The following is a 19854-nucleotide window of genomic DNA, read 5'->3' on the forward strand; positions in this document are numbered from 1 at the left end:
AGGCCGGCGGGGGTGAAGGGAACGATGTAGCGGACCGCGCGTTCGGGAAAGGCGGTGGTCTGGGCGCGCGACAGCGCCGGGACGAGAACAGACGGCAGGCTCAACGCCGCGCGGCGACTCATGCTCATGGATCCGGTCCTCCCTGGTCGCCGCGTCTTGGTGCGCGGCGTTCGCGATGGTGACATCACCATAACCTCCGCGCGGTCCCGGTTGGCAAGAAGAGGTGGCTCTGGCGTGATACGCGCAACACAGGAGACGCCAGGACATGACCGCCCCCTTCCCCATGCCAGACGCCACGCCGACCGAGCTCGGCCTGGATCCCGCGCGCCTTGAGCGCCTATGCGAGCGCATCGCCGCCGACGTGGCCGCGGGACATCACCCCGGCGCCCAGGTGGCCGTCGCGCGTCACGGACGCCTCGCGCTGTTCCGCACCTTCGGGGAGGCCCGCAAGGACGCGGCGGCGCGGCCCGAGACGATGTGGCTGCTCTATTCCAACACCAAGGTGATCACCGCCGCCGCGATCTGGGCCCTGGCCGAGGATGGGCTGATCCGCCTGACGGACAGCATCGCTCAGCACCTTCCGGGCTTCGAGGCCAAGGGCAAGGGCAGCATCACCTTCATCCAGCTTCTGACGCACCAGGGCGGCTTCCCGACCGCCGAGGTTCCCGCGGAGGCCTGGGAGGACGCGGCCAGGCTGCGCGAGGTGGTCAGCGCCTTCCCCCTGGAGTGGGAGCCGGGCAGCAAGGTCCGCTACCATCCCGCGGCCGCGCATTGGGTGGCCGCGGCGGTCATCAAGGCCGTCACCGGCGAGGACCATCGGGACTACATCCGCCGGCGCATCATCGCGCCGCTGGGGATCGGCGCCGAACTCTTCGTCGGACTGCCGGCGGACCAGCAGGCCAGGGCGGCGGACATGCATGACGTCGACGGGGCGGTGCGCATGCCCGAGGGCAGCCCAGCCGGACGGGCGGCGGGCATTCCCGGCGGCGGCGGCTATGGCACGGCGCGGGCGATGGCGGCCTTCTACCAGGCGCTGGTGAATGGCGGCTCGCTCAACGGCCATCGCATCCTGTCACCGCGCATGGTGGCCTATGCGATCCGCAACTACACGGCCGACCGGCTGGACGAATATAACGGCGTTGCGATGCATCGCGGGCTCGGGCCGCATCTGCGCGGCAATACGGCCCTGGCGCGGGGGCTTGGCGCCATCGCCCATCCGAAGACCTTCGGCCATGGCGGCGTGGGCTCGTCCTATTGCTGGGGCGATCCGGATTCCGGCGTGTCCTTCGCCTTCCTGTCGAACACGCGGCAGACGGATGAATTCCACGGGCCGCGCATGGATGCGATCTCCACCCTGGCCCATGCCTCCATCGCCGAATAGGCGCGTCAGGCGGACGTCGTGAGGAGGCGGATCAGCCCGTCGAGCTGGTCGAGGTCCTTGTAGGACAGCACCACCTGTCCGCCACGCGCGCCGTGGCGGATGGCGACCTTGAGGCCGAGATGCTCGGTGATCTGACGCTCCAGGGCGCGGGTCTCGGCGTCAGACTTGGCCTGGCGCGAAGCGGGGGCAACGATCTTCGCCGCCGCCAGCGCCTCGGCCTGGCGCACGTTCAGGCCGCGATCCACCACCATCAGAGCGAGCGTGATCGGGTCCTTCGCGGTGAGGAGCGCGCGGGCGTGGCCCGCGGTCAACGCGCCCTCGCGCAGCAGCTCGCGCACCCGGTCGGGCAGGCCCAGCAGCCGCAGGGTATTGGCGACATGCGGGCGACTCTTGCCGACGGCGCGGGCCAGGGCGTCCTGGGTGAGGCCGAATTGCTCGGTGAGCCGGCCATAGCCCTCGGCCTCTTCCAGGGCGTTGAGGTCCTGGCGCTGAAGGTTCTCGACCAGCCCGGCCGCCATGGCCTCCCGATCCGAGAATTCGCGAACGAGGGCGGGCACGTCATGCAGGCCGGCCGCCTGGGAGGCGCGCCAGCGGCGCTCACCACCGATGATCTCGAAGCGGTTGGGCCGCCCCTTCATCGGGCGGACGAGGATCGGCTGCAGCACCCCGTGCTCGCGGATGGAGGCGGCCAGCTCGGCCAGCGACGCGTCGTCCATCGCCTCGCGCGGCTGGAAGGGACCAGGCTCCATCGCGCCCACGGGAAGGGTGCGCAAGCCAGGCGCCGCGGGGCCGACGGCAGCAGCATCGCCCAAAAGGGCGGAAAGTCCGCGGCCGAGGGCGGGCGGCTTGCTCATGCGTCTCGACCTTCTGCCTTGGCGAGTTCGCGCAGGCGCGCGCGGTTGCGGCGGAGGAACTCGGCCCCCAGGCGGGCATAGGCCTCGGCTCCGGGGGAGCGCGGATCGTAATAGGTCACCGGCAGGCCGTGCGACGGCGCCTCGGAGACGCGGACATTGCGCGGGATGATGGTCTCGTAGACCTGCGTCTTGAAATAGGCGCGCACATCGCCCTCGACCGCCTCGGAGAGGTTGTTGCGCCGGTCGAACATGGTTAGCACGATGCCCTCAAGGCGCAGCCCGGCATTGTGGCCGCCCCGCACGCGGTCGAGCGTCTGAATGATCTGGGACACGCCCTCGAGCGCATAGAACTCGGCCTGGAGCGGAACCATCACCGCATTGGCGGCGACCAGTCCGTTCAGCGTCAGCAGGCTGAGCGACGGCGGGCAGTCCAGCACGATCCAGTCGACGCCCTTCAGCGCCCCCGCCCCGTTCGTGAGGGCATCGCGCAGACGGAATTCGCGGCGCGTCAGGTCCACCATCTCCAGCTCACCACCGGCGAGGTTCGGATCGGCGGGGATGATCGAGAGGTTGGGGATAACGGTCGGCCGCAGCACTTCGGCGAGCGGCCGGCCTTCCACCAGCATGGCGTAGCTGCCCGCATCGCGCTCGGACCGAGCGATGCCGAGACCGGTGGAGGCATTGCCCTGCGGATCGAGATCGATCAGCACGACGCGATGCTTCACCGCGAGGGCAGCAGCCAGGTTAACGGCCGTGGTGGTCTTGCCGACACCGCCCTTCTGGTTGGCGAGGGCAAGAACTTGGTATGTGGGATCAGGCACCGGTAGGGCGTATCTCGCTGAAGCGGAGGATGGTCGCTTGGGTGTCGGTCCGACTTTGGAACCGCTCGACTTGCATAAACCAATTTGGAGCCGCTTCCGTCAACTCCACATCCGCGGTTCGTCCCTTGGGAAAGACGCAAACGCCATCGGCCGCGAGAATTCGGGCGGCCTGGGGGAGCAGAACCTTCAGCGGCGCGAGGGCACGGGCGGTGACGACCGAGATAGGGGGCAGCTTCGCATCCTCGATTCGCACGGGGTGGACAGAGACGTGGCGGAGGTTCAGCGCGCGGCTTGCCTCGATCAGAAAGGCCGACTTGCGTCGGTCCGATTCCACCAGATGCGTTTCCTGCTCGCGCCCCATGGCGATCACGAGGCCCGGCAGGCCACCACCCGAACCGAGGTCGGCGAGCGGACCATCAGGCAGCAGAGGCAGGAGCTGCCAGCAATCCAGGATATGCCGCTGCCACAGATGCTCTTCCGGCGCGCCGGCGACAAGGTTGATCCGGGCGTTCCAGGCAACGAGAAGCTTCAGGAACTCGCGGAGGCGCGCCTCTGTTTCACGTGAAACATCGAGCGTTCCGGCTTCAGGCTGTTTCACGTGAAACACTCCGTCGGAGATGAACGGCCAGGGCCGCGATGGCTGCCGGGGTGATGCCGGGGAGGCGGCCGGCGCCACCGAGAGTGGCAGGCTGGGCGCGACGCAACCGGTCGCGCATTTCGTTGGAAAGGCCCGCGATCTCCGCGAAATCGATCTCAACCGGGATCGCCAAGGCCTCCTCGCGCTCCAGCAGCGCGCGCTCGGCCTCCTGGCGGATCAGATAGGGGCCGTAGAGCGCTTCCGCCTCGACATGGGCGCGAACGCGGGGCGCCAGCTCACGCAGCCAGGGGAAGAGGGTCTCGGCTGCAGCAGCCGACATGGCCGGCAAGGCGAGGGCATCCATGGCGCTGCGCCACCGGCCGTCCTGATTGATCGCGACGCCCGCCGCGGCATAGCCCGCCGGCGTGGCGCCTTCGGCACGGGCGCGGGCCATCGCGTCCATGACCGCCGCGCTGAAACTGCGGTGCGAAGCCGCCCGCGCCGGACCGACGCAGCCCCAGGCGATGCCCTTCTCCGTGAGCCGCATCCCCGCATTGTCGGCACGCAGGCTGAGCCGATACTCGGAGCGCGCCGTCAGCATGCGATATGGCTCCGTGACGCCCTGGAGCGTGAGGTCGTCCACCAGCACCCCCAGATAGGCCTCGGCCCGGTTCAACAGGGCCGGGGCGACGGCGCCTGAGGCGACATGGGCGGCGTTGACCCCGGCCAGCAGCCCCTGCGCGGCGGCTTCCTCATAGCCGGTCGTGCCGTTGATCTGCCCGGCCAGGAACAAACCTGACAGGGCGCGGCACTCCAGCGAGGGCCGAAGCGCCCGCGGATCGACGTGGTCATACTCGATGGCATAGCCCGGCCGCAGGATCACCGCCCGCTCGAGGCCGGGGATGCTCTCCACCATCGCGCGCTGGACGGTTTCCGGCAGGCTGGTCGAAATGCCGTTGGGATAGATGGTCGGATCATCCAGACCCTCCGGCTCCAGAAAGATCTGGTGCCGCTGCCGGTCGGCGAAGCGCACGACCTTGTCCTCGACCGAGGGGCAGTAGCGTGGCCCGACGCCCTCGATGCGCCCGCCATAGACCGCCGAAAGATGCAGGCTCTCGCGAATGATGTCGTGCGTGCGAGGCGCGGTGTGGGTGACGCCGCAATCCACCTGCCGGTTCGTGATCCGCTCCGTCATCCAGGAGAGCGGCTCGGGTTCGGCATCGCCCGGCTGCATCTCCAGGCTGGCCCAGTCGATCGTGCGACCATCCAGCCGCGGCGGCGTTCCGGTCTTCAGCCGGGCCAGCGGCAGGCCGAGCCGCTCCAGGGCCAGGGCGAGGCCGACCGAGGGCGCCTCGTCCACACGGCCCGCCGCGATGCGCGTCTCGCCCATATGGATGACGCCGCGAAGAAAGGTCCCCGTGGTGATGACGACCGCGCCGCAGGCGATGCGCCGGCCCGACGCGGTGACGACGCCCTGGAGCCGTCCCTCGCCCAGGATCAGGTCCTCCGCCGCCTCGCCGAGGATCGACAGGCCCGCGGTCTCGGCCAGCAGCTTCTGGATGGCCGCGCGGTACAGCTTGCGGTCGGCCTGGGCGCGCGGTCCGCGCACCGCCGGTCCCTTGCTGCGGTTCAGCAGCTTGAAATGGATGCCCGCCGCGTCGGCCGCCCGGCCCATCAGCCCATCCAGCGCATCCACCTCGCGGACCAGGTGCCCCTTGCCGATCCCGCCAATCGCCGGATTGCAGGACATCTCCCCAAGCCTGGCCGGGTCATGGGTCAGCAGCAGCGTGCTTGCGCCGCAGCGCGCCGATGCGGCCGCCGCCTCGCAGCCGGCATGGCCGCCGCCGATCACCACCACGTCGTAAATCGCGTCCCGCATGGGCCGCCGTATAGCAGCTATTTCCCGATGCAGAACTCGCTGAAGACAAGGTCCAGCACCTGCTCCACATCCACACGCCCCGTCAGCCGCGAAAGGGCCCTCAGGGCGTTGCGCAGGGCCTCGGCGCGAAGCTCCGGCAGGCCAGCATCCGGGAGCCGCTCCAGCCACTCCACCGCCTCGCGCAGCGCCGCACGATGGCGAGGGCGGGTCAGGGTGGCCGTATCGCTCAGACCGGCGCGCGTCACGGCCGCGGCCTCCAACTCGGCGCGAAGCAACTCCAGCCCCTGCCCCGTCCGCGCGGACACGCCGATACCTCCCTCGGGCACCGCCGCCCCCAGGTCCGCCTTGTTGACTACCACCAGCGTGTCCGGCCCCCGCAGGGCCAGTGTGGCGGCATCCGGCTCGGCATCCGCCGAAAAGACGAGCAGCCGCAGATCGGCCGCTTCCGCCCGGGCCAGCGCGCGGCGCACGCCCTCGGCCTCGATCTCGTCGGTCGCCTCGCGCAGGCCGGCGGTATCGGCCAACGTCACCGGCACGCCGGCCAGGATCATGCGCACCTCCACGATGTCGCGCGTGGTCCCCGCCCTCGCCGAGACGATGGCGGCGTCGCGCCCCACCAAGGCATTGAGGAGCGAGGACTTGCCGTCATTGGGCGCCCCCAGGATGGCGATCGCCAGGCCCTCCCGCAGCTTCTCGCCGCGCGTCCCCTCCGCCAGCAGCGCCGCCATCTCGCCGCGCAGCAGCGCCGCATCGGCCGCCACCCGCGCATCGAGCTCCGCCGGCAGATCTTCCTCCTCGAATTCGATGAAGGCCTCCTGCCGCGCCAGCAGCCGCGTCAGCCGCAGCGCCCATTCGGCATGGCGCGCCGCCAGGCCGCCCTCCGCCTGGCGCAACGCCTGGCGGCGCTGCGCCTCGGTCTCGGCGGCGATCAGATCCGCGATCCCCTCCGCCGCCGTCAGGTCCAGCTTGCCCTGAAGGAAAGCCCGGCGCGTGAACTCCCCCGGCTCGGCAGGCCGCGCCCCAAGGGCCACCAGCGCCTCGGCCACAGCCGCCACCACCGCCGGCCCGCCATGCAGCTGCAGCTCCGCGCTGTCCTCGCCGGTATAGCTCGCCGGCCCGGGCAGCCAGAGCACCAGCGCACGGTCCAGCACCACCTCGCCTTGCCGCAGGCGGCGCAGGCTCGCCCGTCGCGGCACGGGCAGGCTTCCGCAGAGCGCGGCCACCACATCGCCCGTCCCGCTGCCGGAGATTCGCATCACGGCGACCGCGGCGCGGCCCGCTCCACTGGCGAGCGCGAAGATGGTCTCTCCCATGAAGCCTCCTGTTTCAGTCCCCCCTCTACGCCCCCACCCTGCCTCCCAAAAGGGGGTGCTTGACGCCGCCCCCCGGCGGGTGCTGCATCCTCGCGCGCTTGCAACATAGGGAAACATGCCGCAGCTTTCGCTTCACACTCCCCTCGGGGAGATCACGATCTCCGAAGAGGATGGCACGATCGTCGCGCTCGACTGGGGACGCGGCTCCGATCAGGAGGCCACGCCCTTGCTGAAAGAGGCGCGTGACCAGTTGCACGACTATTTCGACGGCAAGCGGGTGACCTTCCAGCTCCCGCTCGCGCCCTATGGCTCGCCCTTCCAACAGCGCGTCTGGGCCGCCCTGACGCGTATCCCCGCCGGCGAGACCCGGAGCTACCTGGACATCTCCACGGAGCTCTCCTCCTCGCCCCGCGCCGTAGGCCAGGCCAATGGCCGCAACCCTATTCCCATCCTGATCCCATGCCATCGGGTGGTCGCCGCCAACGGCGCCCTCGGCGGATATTCGGGCGGCGATGGCCCTCCCACCAAGCGCTACCTGCTCGATCTCGAAGCGCGCGCTCTCAACCGGCCCGATCCGGCCCGAGGAACCCTCCTATGAACCATGCCATCCGCATTCACGATTACGGCGGCCCCGAGAAGATGGTGTGGGAGGAGGTTCCCCTCCCGCATCCCAAGCCCGGCGAGGCTCTCGTGCGCCACAAGGCCGTCGGCCTGAACTACATCGACGTCTATTTCCGCAACGGCCTCTACAAGGCGCCCTCGCTGCCGACCTCCATCGGCATGGAGGGTGCGGGCATCGTCGAGGCGATCGGCGAGGGCGTGACCGAGGTCGCCGTGGGTGACCGCGTCGCCTATGCCTCCGGCCCCATCGGCGCCTATGCCGAGGCCCGCGCCATGAAGGCCGACCGTCTCGTGAAGATCCCCGAGGGCATCGATTTCGAGCAGGCGGCCTCGATGATGCTCCAGGGCATGACGGCCCAGTATCTGCTGCGCAGCACTTATCGGGTGAAGGCGGGCGAGACGATCCTGGTCCATGCGGCGGCCGGCGGTGTCGGACTGATCATGGTGCAATGGGCCAAGGCGCTCGGCTGCACCGTCATCGGCACCGTCAGCACCGAGGCCAAGGCCCAGCTCGCGCGCGATCATGGCGCGGATCACATCGTCATCTCCGGCGAGGACCTGCCTGCGGCCGTGAAGAAGATCACCGGCGGCGCCATGCTGCCCGTCGTCTATGACAGTGTGGGCCGCGACACCTTCGTGCCCTCGCTCGACTGCCTGGCCCCGCTCGGCATGATGGTCAGCTACGGCAATGCCTCGGGTCCCGTGGCGCCGATCGACATCGGCATCCTGGCCGCGAAAGGCTCGCTCTATCTCACGCGACCCACGCTCGCTTCATATACGACGAAGCGCTCGGACCTCGAGGCGGTCGCGGCCGACCTCTTCGCGGTGGTGAAGAGCGGCAAGGTCAAGCTGAACGTGAACCAGCGCTATGCGCTCAAGGATGCGGCCCAGGCCCATATCGATCTTGAGAACCGCAAAACGACCGGCAGCACGATCCTTATTCCGTAATATTTCCGGCGCATCGAAAGATGCGCCGGACCTCTATTTTCGCGTAAAATAGCTGTAGCGATAGCGTTCCGACATGCCGATTCCGTCCTGGAGCGCTATCGACGCCGCATTCGTCGCGGAGACCTGAGCGAAGAACTTCTCCGCACCTTGCGCCTTCGCCCAGTGCGCGGCGGCGCCTATGGCCCGACCGATAAGGCCGCGCCGGCGAAATTCCGGTCGGACGGCGAGATCGAAGAGACCGCAATATTTCCCGTCGCAGGTGGTGGACAGCACCGCCGCCGGCACGCCCTCCAGCCGCAATACCATCCAGGCCGCCGGCACGGAGAAGAGCGGAACCGCCTCCTGCTTCTCGGCGTGGCGCGCGGGCGACTGATATTCGACCGTGCCCAGCACATCGAACCAGGCCGCATCCGGCGCATCCAGGATGGTGACGTCGCGATCGGCAACGGCGAGCGGCGCCAGCGGCCCGCAGGTCACCAGGCTCTCGTCATACGGGGTCCAGCCCGTGGCCAGAAGATGCGCCCCCAGCCCGGCCGGATCGAGCGGCGAGGAACGGATGCGCGGCGTCAGCCCCAATCGCCGGTAGACACCGGCGATCCGCTCCACACGCGCCGCCATGTCCGGATCCGCCGCGGGATCGAGCGAGCAGGCCGCATTGGCGCGTCCCGTGCCGCCCAGGAAGGAGCGCAGCACGAAGGGGCCATCGAAGGCCACGCGGCGGGCCGGAACGGCATTGAACGTCGCGCGTTCGAGCGCGTGGACCAGTTCCAGAGAGATCATGCGCCCTCGCGCGCGAGGGTCGTCATCGCCTCGCGATAGGTCGTGTCGAAAAGCGCCTCCAGCGAGGGATTCACGCCCCGCAGCCCCGCCGCCACGCGCCCGGCCCAGCCGACGTACTCGACCCTGCGCGCATGGTCCCAATTGGCCGGCGGCGCCGTCATGATGGCGCGCAGATTGGAGATCTTATCGGCCAGCTTCACCAGCTTGGCGGCATCGGATTTCTTCGGGGCCAGCTTCACCTGGAGCGCCTTGCGCATCTCCTTGGAAAGGCTCTTGTCGTCCGAGACCTCGTCCACGATCGAGGCCACCTCGGCGCCGAAGCGCACAGCCAGCGCCTCCAGGGTCACCGGCTCGGGATCGTCGGAGCTGTCCTCGACCGTGTCGTGCAGCAGGGCGGCGAGGATCGCCGCTTCGGGCGCGCCGTGCTCGGCCAGGATGCTCGCCACCTCGATGGGGTGGTTGATATAGGGCTCTCGCGCCACGCCCTTGCGGCGATGGGTCGCGTGGACGGCGGCCGCGAAGCTCGCGGCCGCCAGAACGTTCTGGATCAATAGCGGCCCGGACGCTGCGGGGTGGTGATCACGCCCGTGGCCGCGCCAACGGCGCCGCCCGTGATCGCGCCGATGGCCGCACCCTGCCCGCCACCGAAGATGGCGCCGAGCGCCGCGCCCGAGCCGGCGCCGATCAGCGCGCCGCCGGCGGCGCGCTGGCCTTCGCTGTAGGGATTGGTGCAGCCAGCCGTGCCGAGGATGGCGACAAGGCCGAGGGGGAGAAGAAGCTTATGCATGAGAGTGTCTCCTGAAAGTTCAGTTGCCCTGGTGATTCGCGGGCGGATCGCCAGTGTTCGTGGGTGCGCCGCCCCCTGGACTGCCCCGGTTCGAGCCGCCGCCCCCGCCGCCTCCCTGGTTACCCCAGAGGCCACCGCGATTGCCGGAATTGCTAGGGGGAGGCGGATTGCGATTGTTGGGTTGGGAGTTCCGGTTATCGCGGCTGCGGTCGTCCCGCCGATCGTCACGGCGCCGGTTGTCGTAGACGCGATTGTCGTAGCCACGGTTATAGCTCCCGCCATAGCTCGGGCGGTAGTTGTTGCCGTAGCCGCCGCGATAGGGCTGGTCGACGCAGCCCGGCAATCCCAGGAGGCCGACGATTCCGACGGCTAGCACGCTAAGTCTTATCATTCCCGAAGGTTCCCTCGCCGTCAGGCTATTGACCAGGGGATCGTGGCAGGAAGATGGAATTCAGGTGCCGGGATTCATCCCGCCGGCCTGCCGGCGGGGCTGGAACTCATTGGCGGCACCGAAGCCCTGGCCACGCGCGTCGGGCACCCCGTCATAGGATCGGTAGCGCGGCGGCGCGCAGGAGACCGTAGCCAGCACGAGCAGCAAAGCGACGGCGAGGGGCAGGCGGCGGCGTGCCATGGGCAGGGCCTCTCCTTTGGGGAGATGCGAGGCTGACCGAGGAAGGTGGCGGAGCCGCCGCCCGGCGTCTGATTTACGTATTCATCGCGTCGAAGAAGTCCTGGTTCGTCTTGCTGTACTTCAGCTTGTCGGTGAGGAACTCCATCGCGTCCTGTGTGCCCATCGGGTTCAGGATACGGCGCAGCACCCACATCTTGCTGAGCGTGCCGCGATCCACCAGGAGCTCTTCCTTGCGGGTGCCGCTCTTGGTGATGTCGATCGCCGGGAAGACGCGCTTGTCCGAGAGCTTGCGGTCCAGGATGATTTCCGAGTTACCGGTGCCCTTGAACTCCTCGAAGATCACCTCGTCCATGCGGCTGCCGGTGTCGATCAGCGCGGTGGCGATGATGGTGAGCGAGCCACCTTCCTCGATGTTGCGCGCCGCGCCGAAGAAGCGCTTGGGGCGCTGCAGCGCATTGGCGTCCACACCACCCGTCAGCACCTTGCCCGAGCTCGGCACGACCGAGTTGTAGGCGCGGCCCAGGCGCGTGATGGAGTCCAGCAGGATCACCACGTCGCGCTTGTGCTCGACCAGACGCTTGGCCTTCTCGAGCACCATCTCGGTGACCTGAACGTGGCGCGTCGCCGGCTCGTCGAAGGTGGAGGCGACGACCTCGCCCTTCACGGTGCGGGCCATGTCGGTCACTTCCTCGGGCCGCTCGTCGATGAGCAGCACGATGAGGAAGACCTCGGGATGGTTGGCGCTGATGGACTTGGCGATGTTCTGCAGCATCACCGTCTTGCCGGTGCGCGGCGGCGCCACGATCAAGGCGCGCTGCCCCATGCCGATCGGCGCGATCAGGTCGATCACGCGATGGGTGTTGTCCTTCTGCGGCCCCTTGCCGACGCTCTCGACCTCGGCGTTCTCCATCTTGAGGCGACGGGTCGGGTAGAGCGGCGTCAGGTTGTCGAAGTTGATGCGGTGACGGAGCGCCTCGGGCGGCTCGAAGTTCACGGCATTGACCTTCAGCATGGCGAAGTAGCGCTCGCCATCCTTGGGGGCCCGGATCTGGCCTTCGACGGTATCGCCGGTGCGCAGGCCGAAGCGACGGACCTGGGCGGGGCTGACATAGATGTCGTCGGGGCCGGGGAGGAAGTTCGCCTGCGGGCTGCGCAGGTAGCCGAAGCCGTCGGAGAGGATCTCCAGCGTGCCTTCGCCGTAGATCGCCTGGTCGTTGTCGGCCAGGGTCTTGAGGACGGCGAACATGATGTCCTGCTTGCGCAGGGTCGAGGCGTTTTCGACGCCGAGCTCCTCCGCGAAGGCGAGGAGATCAGGCGGCGTTTTGGCCTTGAGTTCTGAGAGGTGCATGCAGCATCCGAAGGGAAGATCGTGGGAACGCGTAGTTTGGGAAAACGCAGGGGGGGCCAGGCGGAGAGGCCCCGGTGTCGCACCATGCTCGGGGAGCCATGGCGGATCGGCGTTGGTCGGGGAGGGATCGGGCCCGCGTGCGGAGCCGACGCCATAAACCTAGGGAGCCCTTGCCCCTGCGTCAACGCCCCTTCCACGCCAGGAGGCCAGGAGCAGCGCCGCGGCGAGAAGCGGCCCCACCCAGCCGACGGAGGCATCGGTCGCGTAATCCGCCCCCAGCACCGTCGCGTTGAACGCCATATGCAGGGCGATCGCGAGCCAGAGCCCGCCGCGCTCGGCCCAGCGGCCATAGGCCCAGTGCTGCAGGACCGAGGCGAGCCCGCCCCAGAGGCCGAGGAGGTGCCATTCGCCCGTCTTGAGCAGGCCCTCGATCACCCCGAAGGCGAGTCCCGTGCCCGCCCATCCCGCGCCGAGCGGCCAGAGGAAGAGGCGCTTGGCGAGTTCCTCCGCCAGCGGCGCCACCAGCACCGGCATCGCCAGCCCGCCGACCGCATCGCCTAGCGCGGCCACGGCGCCGACCTCGACGAACATGGAGGCGAGAAAGGCCGCCCCTCCCGCCGCCGCCGGGCGCCAGGAGGCCATCAGAAGGGCCTCACGATGACCATGATGACGATGACGATCATCAGCAGCGTGGGCACCTCATTGGCGATGCGCCAGTGGCGCTGGGTCTTCGGCCGTTCGTCGGCGGCGAACTTCCGCCGGTTGGCCGAGAGGTAGCCGTGGAAGCCGCTCATCAGCAGCACGCAGAGCAGCTTGGTGTGCCACCAGCCGGCGGACCAATCGATCACGCCCGGGGTCAGCACCAGCGTGATCCCGAGCAGCCAGGTGGCGATCATGGCCGGGTTGATGATGGCCTTGAGCAGCCGCCGCTCCATGGTCACGAAGCGGGCATGCTCCGTCCCGCCGCCGCGCGGGATCTCGAAATGGTAGATGAAGAGGCGCGGCAGGTAGAGCATCCCGGCCATCCAGGCGATCACCGCGATCAGGTGCAGCGCCTTCACCCAGGGATAGGCGGGCGCCAGGGCGTCGAGGGTCATGCGCCAGCTCCCAACAGGCCGGCGACGAAGGCGTCCAGATCCCCGCCCGGGAAGAGGTGGCCCGGAATGCCCGCCGCCGCCGCGGCCTCGATGTCCGTCTCCCGGTCGCCGATCAGAAAGCTGCCCGCGCGTCGGAGCGGGAAATGGGCCAGCCAGTCCTCGATCATCCCGCCGCCCGGCTTGCGGCGGGGGCTGACGCGGCGGTAGCGCGCGTCCTCGGCCTTCTCGTGAAAGGGGCAATAGGCGAAGCCGTCGATCCGCGCCCCGGCCGCCCGTGCCTGTTCCGCCATCCAGACATGCATGCGGGCGACTGTGGATTCATCGTATTTCCCGCGCGCCACGCCCGCCTGGTTGGTCACGACGCAAACCGCCAGCCCGGCCGCGTTCAGACGCCGCAAAGCGGGCATGACCCCCTCGGTCCAGCGGACCTCCTCGATGCGGTGGGGGTAGCCCGTATCCTCGATCAGGATCCCATCCCGGTCCAGGAAGGCACAGGGACGTGAAGTCGCGGGGCGCGAAGTCGGCATTTCCATGGCCCTTCGGTTAGCACGGATTGGCCCCGCGCGCGCAGTGCTGGCCTTCCCGTGCCGAAGGGCTTAGAGGGGCGCGCATGAAGTCCGCCCCCCGCCGCGCCGAGATCACCCGCACCACGGCCGAGACCGACATCCATGCCATCCTGACCCTGGATGGCACGGGCCAGGCCGCCATCGGCACGGGCATCGGCTTCCTCGACCACATGCTGCACGCGCTCACGCGCCACGGCCTGCTGGACCTCGAGCTGCACGCCAAGGGCGACCTGCACATCGACTTCCACCACACGGCCGAGGATTGCGGCATCGTGATCGGCCAGGCGCTGAAATCGGCACTGGGCGAGAAGCGCGGCATCGCCCGCTTCGGCCACTGCCTGATGCCGATGGACGAGGCCCTGGCCGAATGCGCCCTCGACATCTCCGGCCGCCCCTTCCTCGCCTGGAGCGTCGCCTTCCCGCGCGACAAGGTCGGCGAGATGGACACCGAGCTCTTCGAGGAATTCTTCCGCGCCCTGGTGATGAATGCGGGCCTCACCTGCCACATCACCTTGAAGGCGGGCACCAACGCGCACCACATCGCCGAGGCCTGCTTCAAGGGCTTCGCGCGGGCGCTGCGCATGGCTATCGAGATGGATCCGCGCACGGCCGGCGCCATCCCCTCGACCAAGGGCGTGCTGGAGGGGTGATGCGCAGCTGGACCATCCACCTGCCGCCGCCGGGCCTGCAGCGTCAGGCCGCGGTCCTGATTCCCGAGGGCTTCAGCCTCTGGGCCTTCCTCCTCGGGCCGCTGTGGCTGCTGCGGCATCGCTGCTGGCTGGCCGGCGGGATCGCGCTGGTCGTCTTCGCCGCCCTGGCGCTGCTGCCTTCGCCCTGGGGTGAGGCCCTTCCCCTCGCGCTCGCGCTGCTGCTGGGCTTCCACGGCCACGACCTGCGCCGCTGGACGCTGTCGCGGCGCGACATGCCCGTGACCCAGGTGGTGCTCGGCCGCGACGAGGACAGCGCCCTGCTGCGCGCCACCTCGGCCGACGAGGCGCTGCTTCACATCTTTGCCGCCCGGGTGGGCCAGTGATGAAAATAGCCTTGATCGATCCCGGCTCGGGCAACCTCGCCTCCGTGCGTCGCGCGCTCGAGCGCGCCTCGGGCGGGACCGTGACGGTGGAGCTCGTCCGCGAGCCCGAGGCGCTGATGGACGCGGACCGCATCGTCCTCCCCGGCCAGGGCGCCTTCGCCGCCTGCCGCGCCGGGCTCGACGCGCTGGAGGGCATGGTCGGCGCCCTCCACGAGCAGGTGCAGGTTCGCAAGAAGCCCTTCCTGGGCATCTGCGTCGGCCTGCAGCTCCTGGCCGAGCGCGGGCTGGAGCATGCCGTCACCCCCGGTCTGGCCTGGCTCCCCGGCGAGGTCGCCGCGATGGACCCGCATGACGCGGAGGGCCGCGCCCTGCCCTTGCCGCAGATGGGCTGGAACAACCTGGATTTCGTCCCCGGCTCGCATCCCGTCCTCGACGGGCTGCTCCCCGGCGACAGCGCCTATTTCGTCCATTCCTACGCCTGGCGCGGCGGCGAGCCGGCCGACCTGCTGGCCACCACCGATTACGGCGGCCCGGTCCCGGCCATCCTCGGTCGCGGCAATGTGGTGGGCACGCAGTTCCATGTGGAGAAGAGCGCCGATGTCGGCCTTCGCATCCTCCGCAACTTCCTGAGCTGGACGCCTCGGGTGGAGGCGGCGTGAAGAGCGATCCCTCCGTGGTCCACCAGCTCGCCATCGACCGCGTCGACAACCTCGATCCCCGCGACCTCGCCGGCCTCTGCGAAGCCACCAATGCCGCGATCGTGGAAGGCGGCGGCTTCGGCTGGCTGGAGGCGCAGAGCCGCACCGCGCTGGAGCGCCATTTCCGCGGCGTGCTGCTGGTGCCCGAGCGCGAGCTCTTCATCGCCCGGCTCGACGGCGAGGTGGTCGGCAGCGCGCAGATGGTGCGCCCGCCGCGCAACAACGAGGCGCAGGGCTTCTCCGCGACCCTCACCCACGCCTTCATCGCGCCCTATGCGCGCGGCTTCGGTCTGGCGCGGCTGCTGATCCGCAAGATCGAGGAGCGCGCGGCCGGCCAGGGCATCCGCGTGCTCAATCTCGACGTCCGTGCCACGCAGACGACTGCCATCTCGCTCTTCGAGGGGCTCGGCTATATCCGCTGGGGCACCCATCCCGCCTATGCGCGGGCGAATGGCGAGACGGTCGCGGGCTACCACTATTATCGCATCATCGAAGTCCCGCACGGCCGCAGCTCGGCCGAGGCGCTCGGCGAGATCAAAGGCAACTGAACGATGGCCGGCTTCACCCTCTATCCCGCCATCGACCTGAAGCAGGGCCATGTCGTGCGCCTGAAGCGCGGCGACATGGCGCAGGCCACGATCTATGCGGAGGATCCCGGCGAGCAGGCCCGCGTCTTCGCCGCGCAGGGCTTCGAATGGCTGCACGTGGTGGACCTCGACGGCGCCTTCGCGGGCCAGCCGGCCAATGCCGAGGCGGTGGCGCGCATCCTCGCCGCCTCCTCGCTGCCGGTGCAGCTGGGCGGCGGCATCCGCAACATGGCGACGGTCGAGGCCTGGCTGGCGGGCGGCGTGACGCGTGTCATCCTCGGATCGGCGGCCGTGAAGAATCCCACCTTCGTGCGGGAGGCCTGCCGCGAGCATCCCGGCCGCATCGTCGTCGGCATCGACGCCCGCGGCGGCATGGTCGCCACCGAGGGCTGGGCCGAGACGAGCACCCTGCCCGCGCGCGACCTCGCCTTGCGCTTCGAGGATGCCGGGGCGGCGGCCATCATCTACACCGACATCGACCGTGACGGCATGCTGGGCGGCATCAACGTCGAGGCCACGCGCGAGTTGGCCCTCGCCCTCATGACGCCGGTCATCGCCTCGGGCGGCGCGGCCTCGCTGGCCGATCTCGTGGCGCTGAAGGCGGCCCGGGACGACGGCATCGAGGGCACCATCCTCGGCCGCGCGCTCTATGACGGCCGCATCGACCCCGCCGCCGCCCTGGCGCTCGCGGCCGCGCCGTGACCGGGGCGGTCCTCCGCGCCGCGCGTGCTGAGGACCTGGCGGGAATCCAGGCGCTTTACCTGCACCTGAATGCCGAGGACCCGCCGGCCGATCCCCAGAAGGCCGCCACCGCCTGGGACAGCCTGCTCCATTCCGGCCTCACGACCGTCCTCGTCGCCGAGGCCGGCGGGGTGCTGGCCGCCTCCTGCACGCTCGTGGTCATCCCCAACATCTCGCGCAGCGCCCGGCCCTATGCGCTGATCGAGAATGTCGTCACCCATGCCGATCACCGCCGCAAAGGGCTCGGCCACGCCGTCCTCGCCGCCGCGCTGGACCTCGCCTGGGAGGCCGGCTGCTACAAGGTCATGCTGGCGACGGGCTCGAAGGAGGAAGGCACGCTGCTGTTCTACGAGCGCACCGGATTCGAGCGCGGCACCAAGACCTTCTTCCAGATTCGCCGACCTTGAATCGTCGCCGGATCGTCTCAATTCCACTGTCAGGGAGCCGACTCGAAAGCTTCCCTTGACCCCGTCACAAAAAATCCGCATGCGCGCCTCCCCAGACGTGTGGCCGCGCCTGGATGTTCATGGAATTCATCCACCGATGCTGGCGCTGCGCATCATTCCCTGCCTGGACGTCAAGGACGGTCGCGTCGTGAAGGGCGTGAACTTCGTCGCGCTGCGCGACGCCGGCGATCCGGTCGAGCAGGCGCGCGCCTATGACGCCCAGGGCGCCGACGAGATCACCTTCCTCGACATCGGCGCCACCCATGAGAATCGCGCCACCATGTACGATGTGGTGTCCCGCACCGCGGCCGAGGTCTTCATCCCGCTGACGGTCGGTGGCGGCGTGCGCAGCGTGGAGGACATCCGCAAGCTGCTCCTCGCCGGCGCGGACAAGGTCAGCATCAACAGCGCCGCCATCACCGACCCCGATCTCGTGCGGCGCGGCGCCGAGGCCTTCGGCAGCCAGTGCATCGTGGTCGCGGTGGACGCCAAGCGCGTCGCCGGCGACCGCTGGGAGGTCTTCACCCATGGCGGCCGCCGCGAGACCGGGATCGACGCCGTGGAATGGGCAGCCCGCATGGCCGGGCTCGGCGCGGGCGAGATCCTGCTCACCTCGATGGACCGCGACGGCACCAAGGCGGGTTTCGACCTCGAGCTGCTGAAGCGTGTGGTAGCCTCGGTGCGCGTGCCGGTCGTTGCCTCGGGCGGCGTCGGCTCGCTTCAGCATTTCGTCGAGGGGGCGAAGGTCGGCGCGACCGGGCTCCTCGCGGCAAGCGTGTTTCATGACGGCGTCTTTCGCATCCAGCAGGCGAAGGACGCCTTGGCCGCGGCGGGGCTTCCCGTCCGCCGCGTTCGGGAGATGGCGTAGTGGCCAAGGCAATAAAGAAGAAAGTTTCCACGAAGACCGCCAAGGTGGCGAAGCCCGCCAAGACGGTGAAAGCCATCAAGGTGGTCAAGGCGGCGAAGCTGCCGGTTCCCAAGAACATCCCCGCCGCGAAAGGCCGCGTCCGCAAGGCCGTGCTGCTGGCCGAGGCGAAGCACCTCAAGCCGTTGGAACTGCCCCAGGACGGCGACGCCGCCGTGCTCGACCGGCTCTGGGCCACGATCGAGGCCCGCCGGGTCACCGGCGACGCGGTGATGTCCCACTCCGCCCGGCTGATCTCGCGCGGCACGCCCAAGGTCGCGCAGAAGCTGGGTGAGGAGGCCGTCGAGCTGGTGATCGAGGCCGTGGCGCGCAACCGCGAGCCCACGATCGCGGAATCCGCCGACGTCCTCTACCACCTGATGGTGCTGCTGGTGGATGCAGGGATCCAGCCCGGCGAGGTCTGGGCCGAGCTGCGCCGCCGCGAGGGAATGTCGGGCATCGTCGAGAAGGCCTCGCGCCCCCGGCCCAAGGCGCTGCTGGCCCTCGCGCAGACGAGCAAGCTGCCCTGATCCTCCGGGGCCCACGCCGCGGCTGACCTTCGCCGCCGGGCGTGGCATCCTGCGGCGAAAGCTCTCCAGGATTGCGCCACCATGCCCGTCAACGGCCTCCCGCCCTACGACCCCCAGAACATCTTCGCCCGCATCCTGCGCGGCGAGATTCCCAGCAAGCGCGTCCACGAGGACGAATTCGCCCTGGCCTTCCACGACATCAGCCCGCTCGCGCCGGTGCATGTGCTGGTGATCCCCAAGGGCGCCCTATGTCAGCGCCGCCGATTTCCACGCCACGGCCTCCGACGCGGAGATCGCCGGCTTCTGGCGGGCCGTGGCGAAGGTCGCGACCGATCTGGGCCTCGACGCCTCTGGCCATCGCCTGCTCGCCAATATGGGCGTCGATGGGGGCCAGGAGGTGCCGCATTTCCACGTTCATGTCTTCGGCGGAAGGCCGCTGGGCCGGATGGTGCCGCCGGGTTAGTCTGCCGCCATGGCCGCTATCACCACGCCCCAGGACGAAGCGCGCGCTGCCCTCGACGCCGCGGGGCAGCTGCCGGACGACGAGCTCGATATCGGCGCGATCGCGCTGCAATTCGCCCGCATCGACGCGCCCGAGGCCGACTGGCGCGCGACCGCTGCCCAGCTCAGCGCCATCGCGCGGCGGGCGGTGGAGCTGGCCTCGGAGGACGAGGCGGCCGACCGCGGCGATCCGGAGCGGCGGCGGCAGGCCCTGGCGCGCCTGCTGCACGAGGAATGCGGGCTGCTCGGCGACTCCGAAACCTATGACGACATGGCCAATGCCAATCTGATCCATGTGCTGGAGCGGCGGCGCGGGCTGCCGGTCGCGCTGGGCGTGCTGTGGCTGCATGCGGCCGAGGCGGCGGGCTGGGGCGCGCATGGCGTGAACGCCCCGGGGCATTTCCTGCTGGCGCTGGAGCATGCGCGCGGGCAGCTGATCCTGGATGTCTTCGACGGCGGCACGCAGCTCCAGGCGCGCGAGCTGCGGCGGTTGCTGAAGATCAGCGAGGGCGACCATGCCGAGCTGCGGCCGGGCTCCCTGGCGCCAATGTCCAAGCGCGACGTACTGCTGCGGCTGCAGAACAACATCAAGCTGCGCCGGCTGGCCGCGAAGGACCTCGAGGGCGCGCTGGCCTGCACGCGCGACATGCTGCGCCTGGCGCCGCACCATTCGGGGCTGTGGCGCGATGCAGGGATCATCGAGCATCGGCTGGAACGCATCGGCGCGGCGCTGGCGAGCCTCGAGAAAGCGCTGGAGCTGGAGCCGCGCGGCGAGGAAGCCACGAAGATCCGCGAGCTGGTCGAAATCCTG

Annotated in this window: 26 protein-coding genes and 1 pseudogene; 13 read left to right on the forward strand and 14 right to left on the reverse strand. The window is 69.5% G+C overall.

Going from position 1 to position 19854, the window contains the following annotated elements; translation table 11 throughout:
* Window positions 1-265: 265 nt before the first annotated feature.
* Window positions 266-1381, forward strand: coding sequence for a serine hydrolase domain-containing protein (locus ACO057_RS00005; RefSeq protein ID WP_421988292.1), 1116 nt, complete (start codon window positions 266-268; stop codon window positions 1379-1381).
* A gap of 5 nt (window positions 1382-1386) precedes the next feature.
* On the opposite strand, the gene ACO057_RS00010 is transcribed toward ACO057_RS00005, so the two are convergent.
* Genes ACO057_RS00010 through mnmE form a run of 5 tightly spaced genes read right to left on the reverse strand, consistent with a single transcriptional unit; the run spans window position 1387 to window position 6825 of the window.
* Window positions 1387-2235, reverse strand: a complete 849-nt coding sequence (locus ACO057_RS00010; RefSeq protein ID WP_421988293.1) for a ParB/RepB/Spo0J family partition protein — start codon at window positions 2233-2235, stop codon at window positions 1387-1389.
* Window positions 2232-3056: a ParA family protein gene (locus tag ACO057_RS00015; RefSeq protein ID WP_421988294.1), complete on the reverse strand. Its 825-nt coding sequence runs from the start codon at window positions 3054-3056 to the stop codon at window positions 2232-2234. Before ACO057_RS00015 ends, ACO057_RS00010 begins: the two co-directional genes overlap by 4 nt.
* Window positions 3049-3654 carry a 16S rRNA (guanine(527)-N(7))-methyltransferase RsmG gene (gene rsmG, locus ACO057_RS00020; protein WP_421988295.1) on the reverse strand — a complete coding sequence of 202 codons (606 nt, stop codon included), beginning with the start codon at window positions 3652-3654 and terminating at the stop codon, window positions 3049-3051. Before rsmG ends, ACO057_RS00015 begins: the two co-directional genes overlap by 8 nt.
* Window positions 3641-5512 carry a tRNA uridine-5-carboxymethylaminomethyl(34) synthesis enzyme MnmG gene (gene mnmG, locus ACO057_RS00025; RefSeq protein ID WP_421988296.1) on the reverse strand — a complete coding sequence of 624 codons (1872 nt, stop codon included), beginning with the start codon at window positions 5510-5512 and terminating at the stop codon, window positions 3641-3643. The genes rsmG and mnmG overlap by 14 nt, the downstream gene beginning before the upstream one ends.
* 17 nt (window positions 5513-5529) lie before the next feature.
* The gene (mnmE, locus tag ACO057_RS00030; RefSeq protein WP_421988297.1) at window positions 5530-6825 is read right to left on the reverse strand and encodes a tRNA uridine-5-carboxymethylaminomethyl(34) synthesis GTPase MnmE; all 1296 of its coding nucleotides are present in this window, start codon (window positions 6823-6825) and stop codon (window positions 5530-5532) included.
* Between the two features lie 115 nt (window positions 6826-6940).
* Between mnmE and ACO057_RS00035 the strand changes: the two genes are divergently transcribed.
* Both ACO057_RS00035 and ACO057_RS00040 read left to right on the forward strand, forming a co-directional pair.
* A complete protein-coding gene (locus ACO057_RS00035) occupies window positions 6941-7423 on the forward strand; it encodes a methylated-DNA--[protein]-cysteine S-methyltransferase (RefSeq protein ID WP_421988298.1) in 483 nt (160 codons plus the stop codon).
* Entirely contained in the window at window positions 7420-8394 is a 975-nt protein-coding gene (locus ACO057_RS00040; protein WP_421988299.1) for a quinone oxidoreductase family protein, read from the forward strand. Before ACO057_RS00035 ends, ACO057_RS00040 begins: the two co-directional genes overlap by 4 nt.
* A gap of 33 nt (window positions 8395-8427) precedes the next feature.
* Here the strand turns inward: ACO057_RS00040 and ACO057_RS00045 are convergent, their stop codons facing one another.
* From ACO057_RS00045 to ACO057_RS00085, 9 genes are all read right to left on the reverse strand, one after another.
* A complete protein-coding gene (locus ACO057_RS00045) occupies window positions 8428-9174 on the reverse strand; it encodes a GNAT family N-acetyltransferase (RefSeq protein WP_421988300.1) in 747 nt (248 codons plus the stop codon).
* On the reverse strand, window positions 9171-9725 hold the full coding sequence (locus tag ACO057_RS00050) for an HD domain-containing protein (RefSeq protein WP_421988301.1): 555 nt from the start codon (window positions 9723-9725) through the stop codon (window positions 9171-9173). Before ACO057_RS00050 ends, ACO057_RS00045 begins: the two co-directional genes overlap by 4 nt.
* The gene (locus ACO057_RS00055) at window positions 9722-9961 is read right to left on the reverse strand and encodes a YMGG-like glycine zipper-containing protein (protein WP_421988302.1); all 240 of its coding nucleotides are present in this window, start codon (window positions 9959-9961) and stop codon (window positions 9722-9724) included. The genes ACO057_RS00050 and ACO057_RS00055 overlap by 4 nt, the downstream gene beginning before the upstream one ends.
* A 19-nt stretch (window positions 9962-9980) precedes the next feature.
* Window positions 9981-10337 (reverse strand): hypothetical protein, encoded by a 357-nt coding sequence (locus ACO057_RS00060; protein ID WP_421988303.1) that lies wholly within the window; start codon window positions 10335-10337, stop codon window positions 9981-9983.
* 75 nt (window positions 10338-10412) lie between these two features.
* The gene (locus ACO057_RS00065; protein WP_421988304.1) at window positions 10413-10592 is read right to left on the reverse strand and encodes a hypothetical protein; all 180 of its coding nucleotides are present in this window, start codon (window positions 10590-10592) and stop codon (window positions 10413-10415) included.
* A gap of 73 nt (window positions 10593-10665) precedes the next feature.
* Window positions 10666-11940 carry a transcription termination factor Rho gene (gene rho / locus ACO057_RS00070; protein WP_421988305.1) on the reverse strand — a complete coding sequence of 425 codons (1275 nt, stop codon included), beginning with the start codon at window positions 11938-11940 and terminating at the stop codon, window positions 10666-10668.
* A 159-nt stretch (window positions 11941-12099) separates the two neighbouring features.
* Window positions 12100-12582 (reverse strand): type II CAAX prenyl endopeptidase Rce1 family protein, encoded by a 483-nt coding sequence (locus tag ACO057_RS00075; RefSeq protein ID WP_421988306.1) that lies wholly within the window; start codon window positions 12580-12582, stop codon window positions 12100-12102.
* Entirely contained in the window at window positions 12582-13037 is a 456-nt protein-coding gene (gene hemJ / locus ACO057_RS00080) for a protoporphyrinogen oxidase HemJ (RefSeq protein WP_421988307.1), read from the reverse strand. Before hemJ ends, ACO057_RS00075 begins: the two co-directional genes overlap by 1 nt.
* Entirely contained in the window at window positions 13034-13570 is a 537-nt protein-coding gene (locus ACO057_RS00085) for a D-glycero-alpha-D-manno-heptose-1,7-bisphosphate 7-phosphatase (RefSeq protein ID WP_421988308.1), read from the reverse strand. The genes hemJ and ACO057_RS00085 overlap by 4 nt, the downstream gene beginning before the upstream one ends.
* Window positions 13571-13647: 77 nt before the next feature.
* Here ACO057_RS00085 and hisB point away from each other — a divergent pair, with 77 nt between their 5' ends.
* From hisB to ACO057_RS00135, 10 genes and pseudogenes are all read left to right on the forward strand, one after another.
* Complete coding sequence (gene hisB, locus ACO057_RS00090; protein WP_421988309.1) at window positions 13648-14253, forward strand: imidazoleglycerol-phosphate dehydratase HisB; 606 nt, start codon at window positions 13648-13650, stop codon at window positions 14251-14253.
* The gene (locus tag ACO057_RS00095) at window positions 14253-14636 is read left to right on the forward strand and encodes a DUF2628 domain-containing protein (protein WP_421988310.1); all 384 of its coding nucleotides are present in this window, start codon (window positions 14253-14255) and stop codon (window positions 14634-14636) included. The genes hisB and ACO057_RS00095 overlap by 1 nt, the downstream gene beginning before the upstream one ends.
* Window positions 14636-15295: an imidazole glycerol phosphate synthase subunit HisH gene (gene hisH / locus ACO057_RS00100; RefSeq protein ID WP_421988311.1), complete on the forward strand. Its 660-nt coding sequence runs from the start codon at window positions 14636-14638 to the stop codon at window positions 15293-15295. Before ACO057_RS00095 ends, hisH begins: the two co-directional genes overlap by 1 nt.
* Complete coding sequence (locus ACO057_RS00105; RefSeq protein ID WP_421988312.1) at window positions 15292-15882, forward strand: GNAT family N-acetyltransferase; 591 nt, start codon at window positions 15292-15294, stop codon at window positions 15880-15882. The genes hisH and ACO057_RS00105 overlap by 4 nt, the downstream gene beginning before the upstream one ends.
* A 3-nt stretch (window positions 15883-15885) precedes the next feature.
* Window positions 15886-16623, forward strand: coding sequence for a 1-(5-phosphoribosyl)-5-[(5-phosphoribosylamino)methylideneamino]imidazole-4-carboxamide isomerase (gene hisA / locus ACO057_RS00110; RefSeq protein ID WP_421988313.1), 738 nt, complete (start codon window positions 15886-15888; stop codon window positions 16621-16623).
* A complete protein-coding gene (locus ACO057_RS00115; protein ID WP_421988314.1) occupies window positions 16620-17069 on the forward strand; it encodes a GNAT family N-acetyltransferase in 450 nt (149 codons plus the stop codon). The genes hisA and ACO057_RS00115 overlap by 4 nt, the downstream gene beginning before the upstream one ends.
* A gap of 136 nt (window positions 17070-17205) precedes the next feature.
* Complete coding sequence (gene hisF, locus ACO057_RS00120) at window positions 17206-17976, forward strand: imidazole glycerol phosphate synthase subunit HisF (protein WP_421988315.1); 771 nt, start codon at window positions 17206-17208, stop codon at window positions 17974-17976.
* A 44-nt stretch (window positions 17977-18020) separates the two neighbouring features.
* Window positions 18021-18542, forward strand: coding sequence for a phosphoribosyl-ATP diphosphatase (locus ACO057_RS00125; protein ID WP_421988316.1), 522 nt, complete (start codon window positions 18021-18023; stop codon window positions 18540-18542).
* 81 nt (window positions 18543-18623) lie between these two features.
* Window positions 18624-19005: pseudogene (locus ACO057_RS00130) on the forward strand (histidine triad nucleotide-binding protein).
* Between the two features lie 9 nt (window positions 19006-19014).
* A partial coding sequence (locus tag ACO057_RS00135) for a SirB1 family protein (RefSeq protein WP_421988317.1) occupies window positions 19015-19854 on the forward strand: 840 nt, incomplete at its 3' end.

The organism is Roseococcus sp., from assembly GCF_965227005.1.
Lineage (GTDB): Bacteria > Pseudomonadota > Alphaproteobacteria > Acetobacterales > Acetobacteraceae > Roseococcus.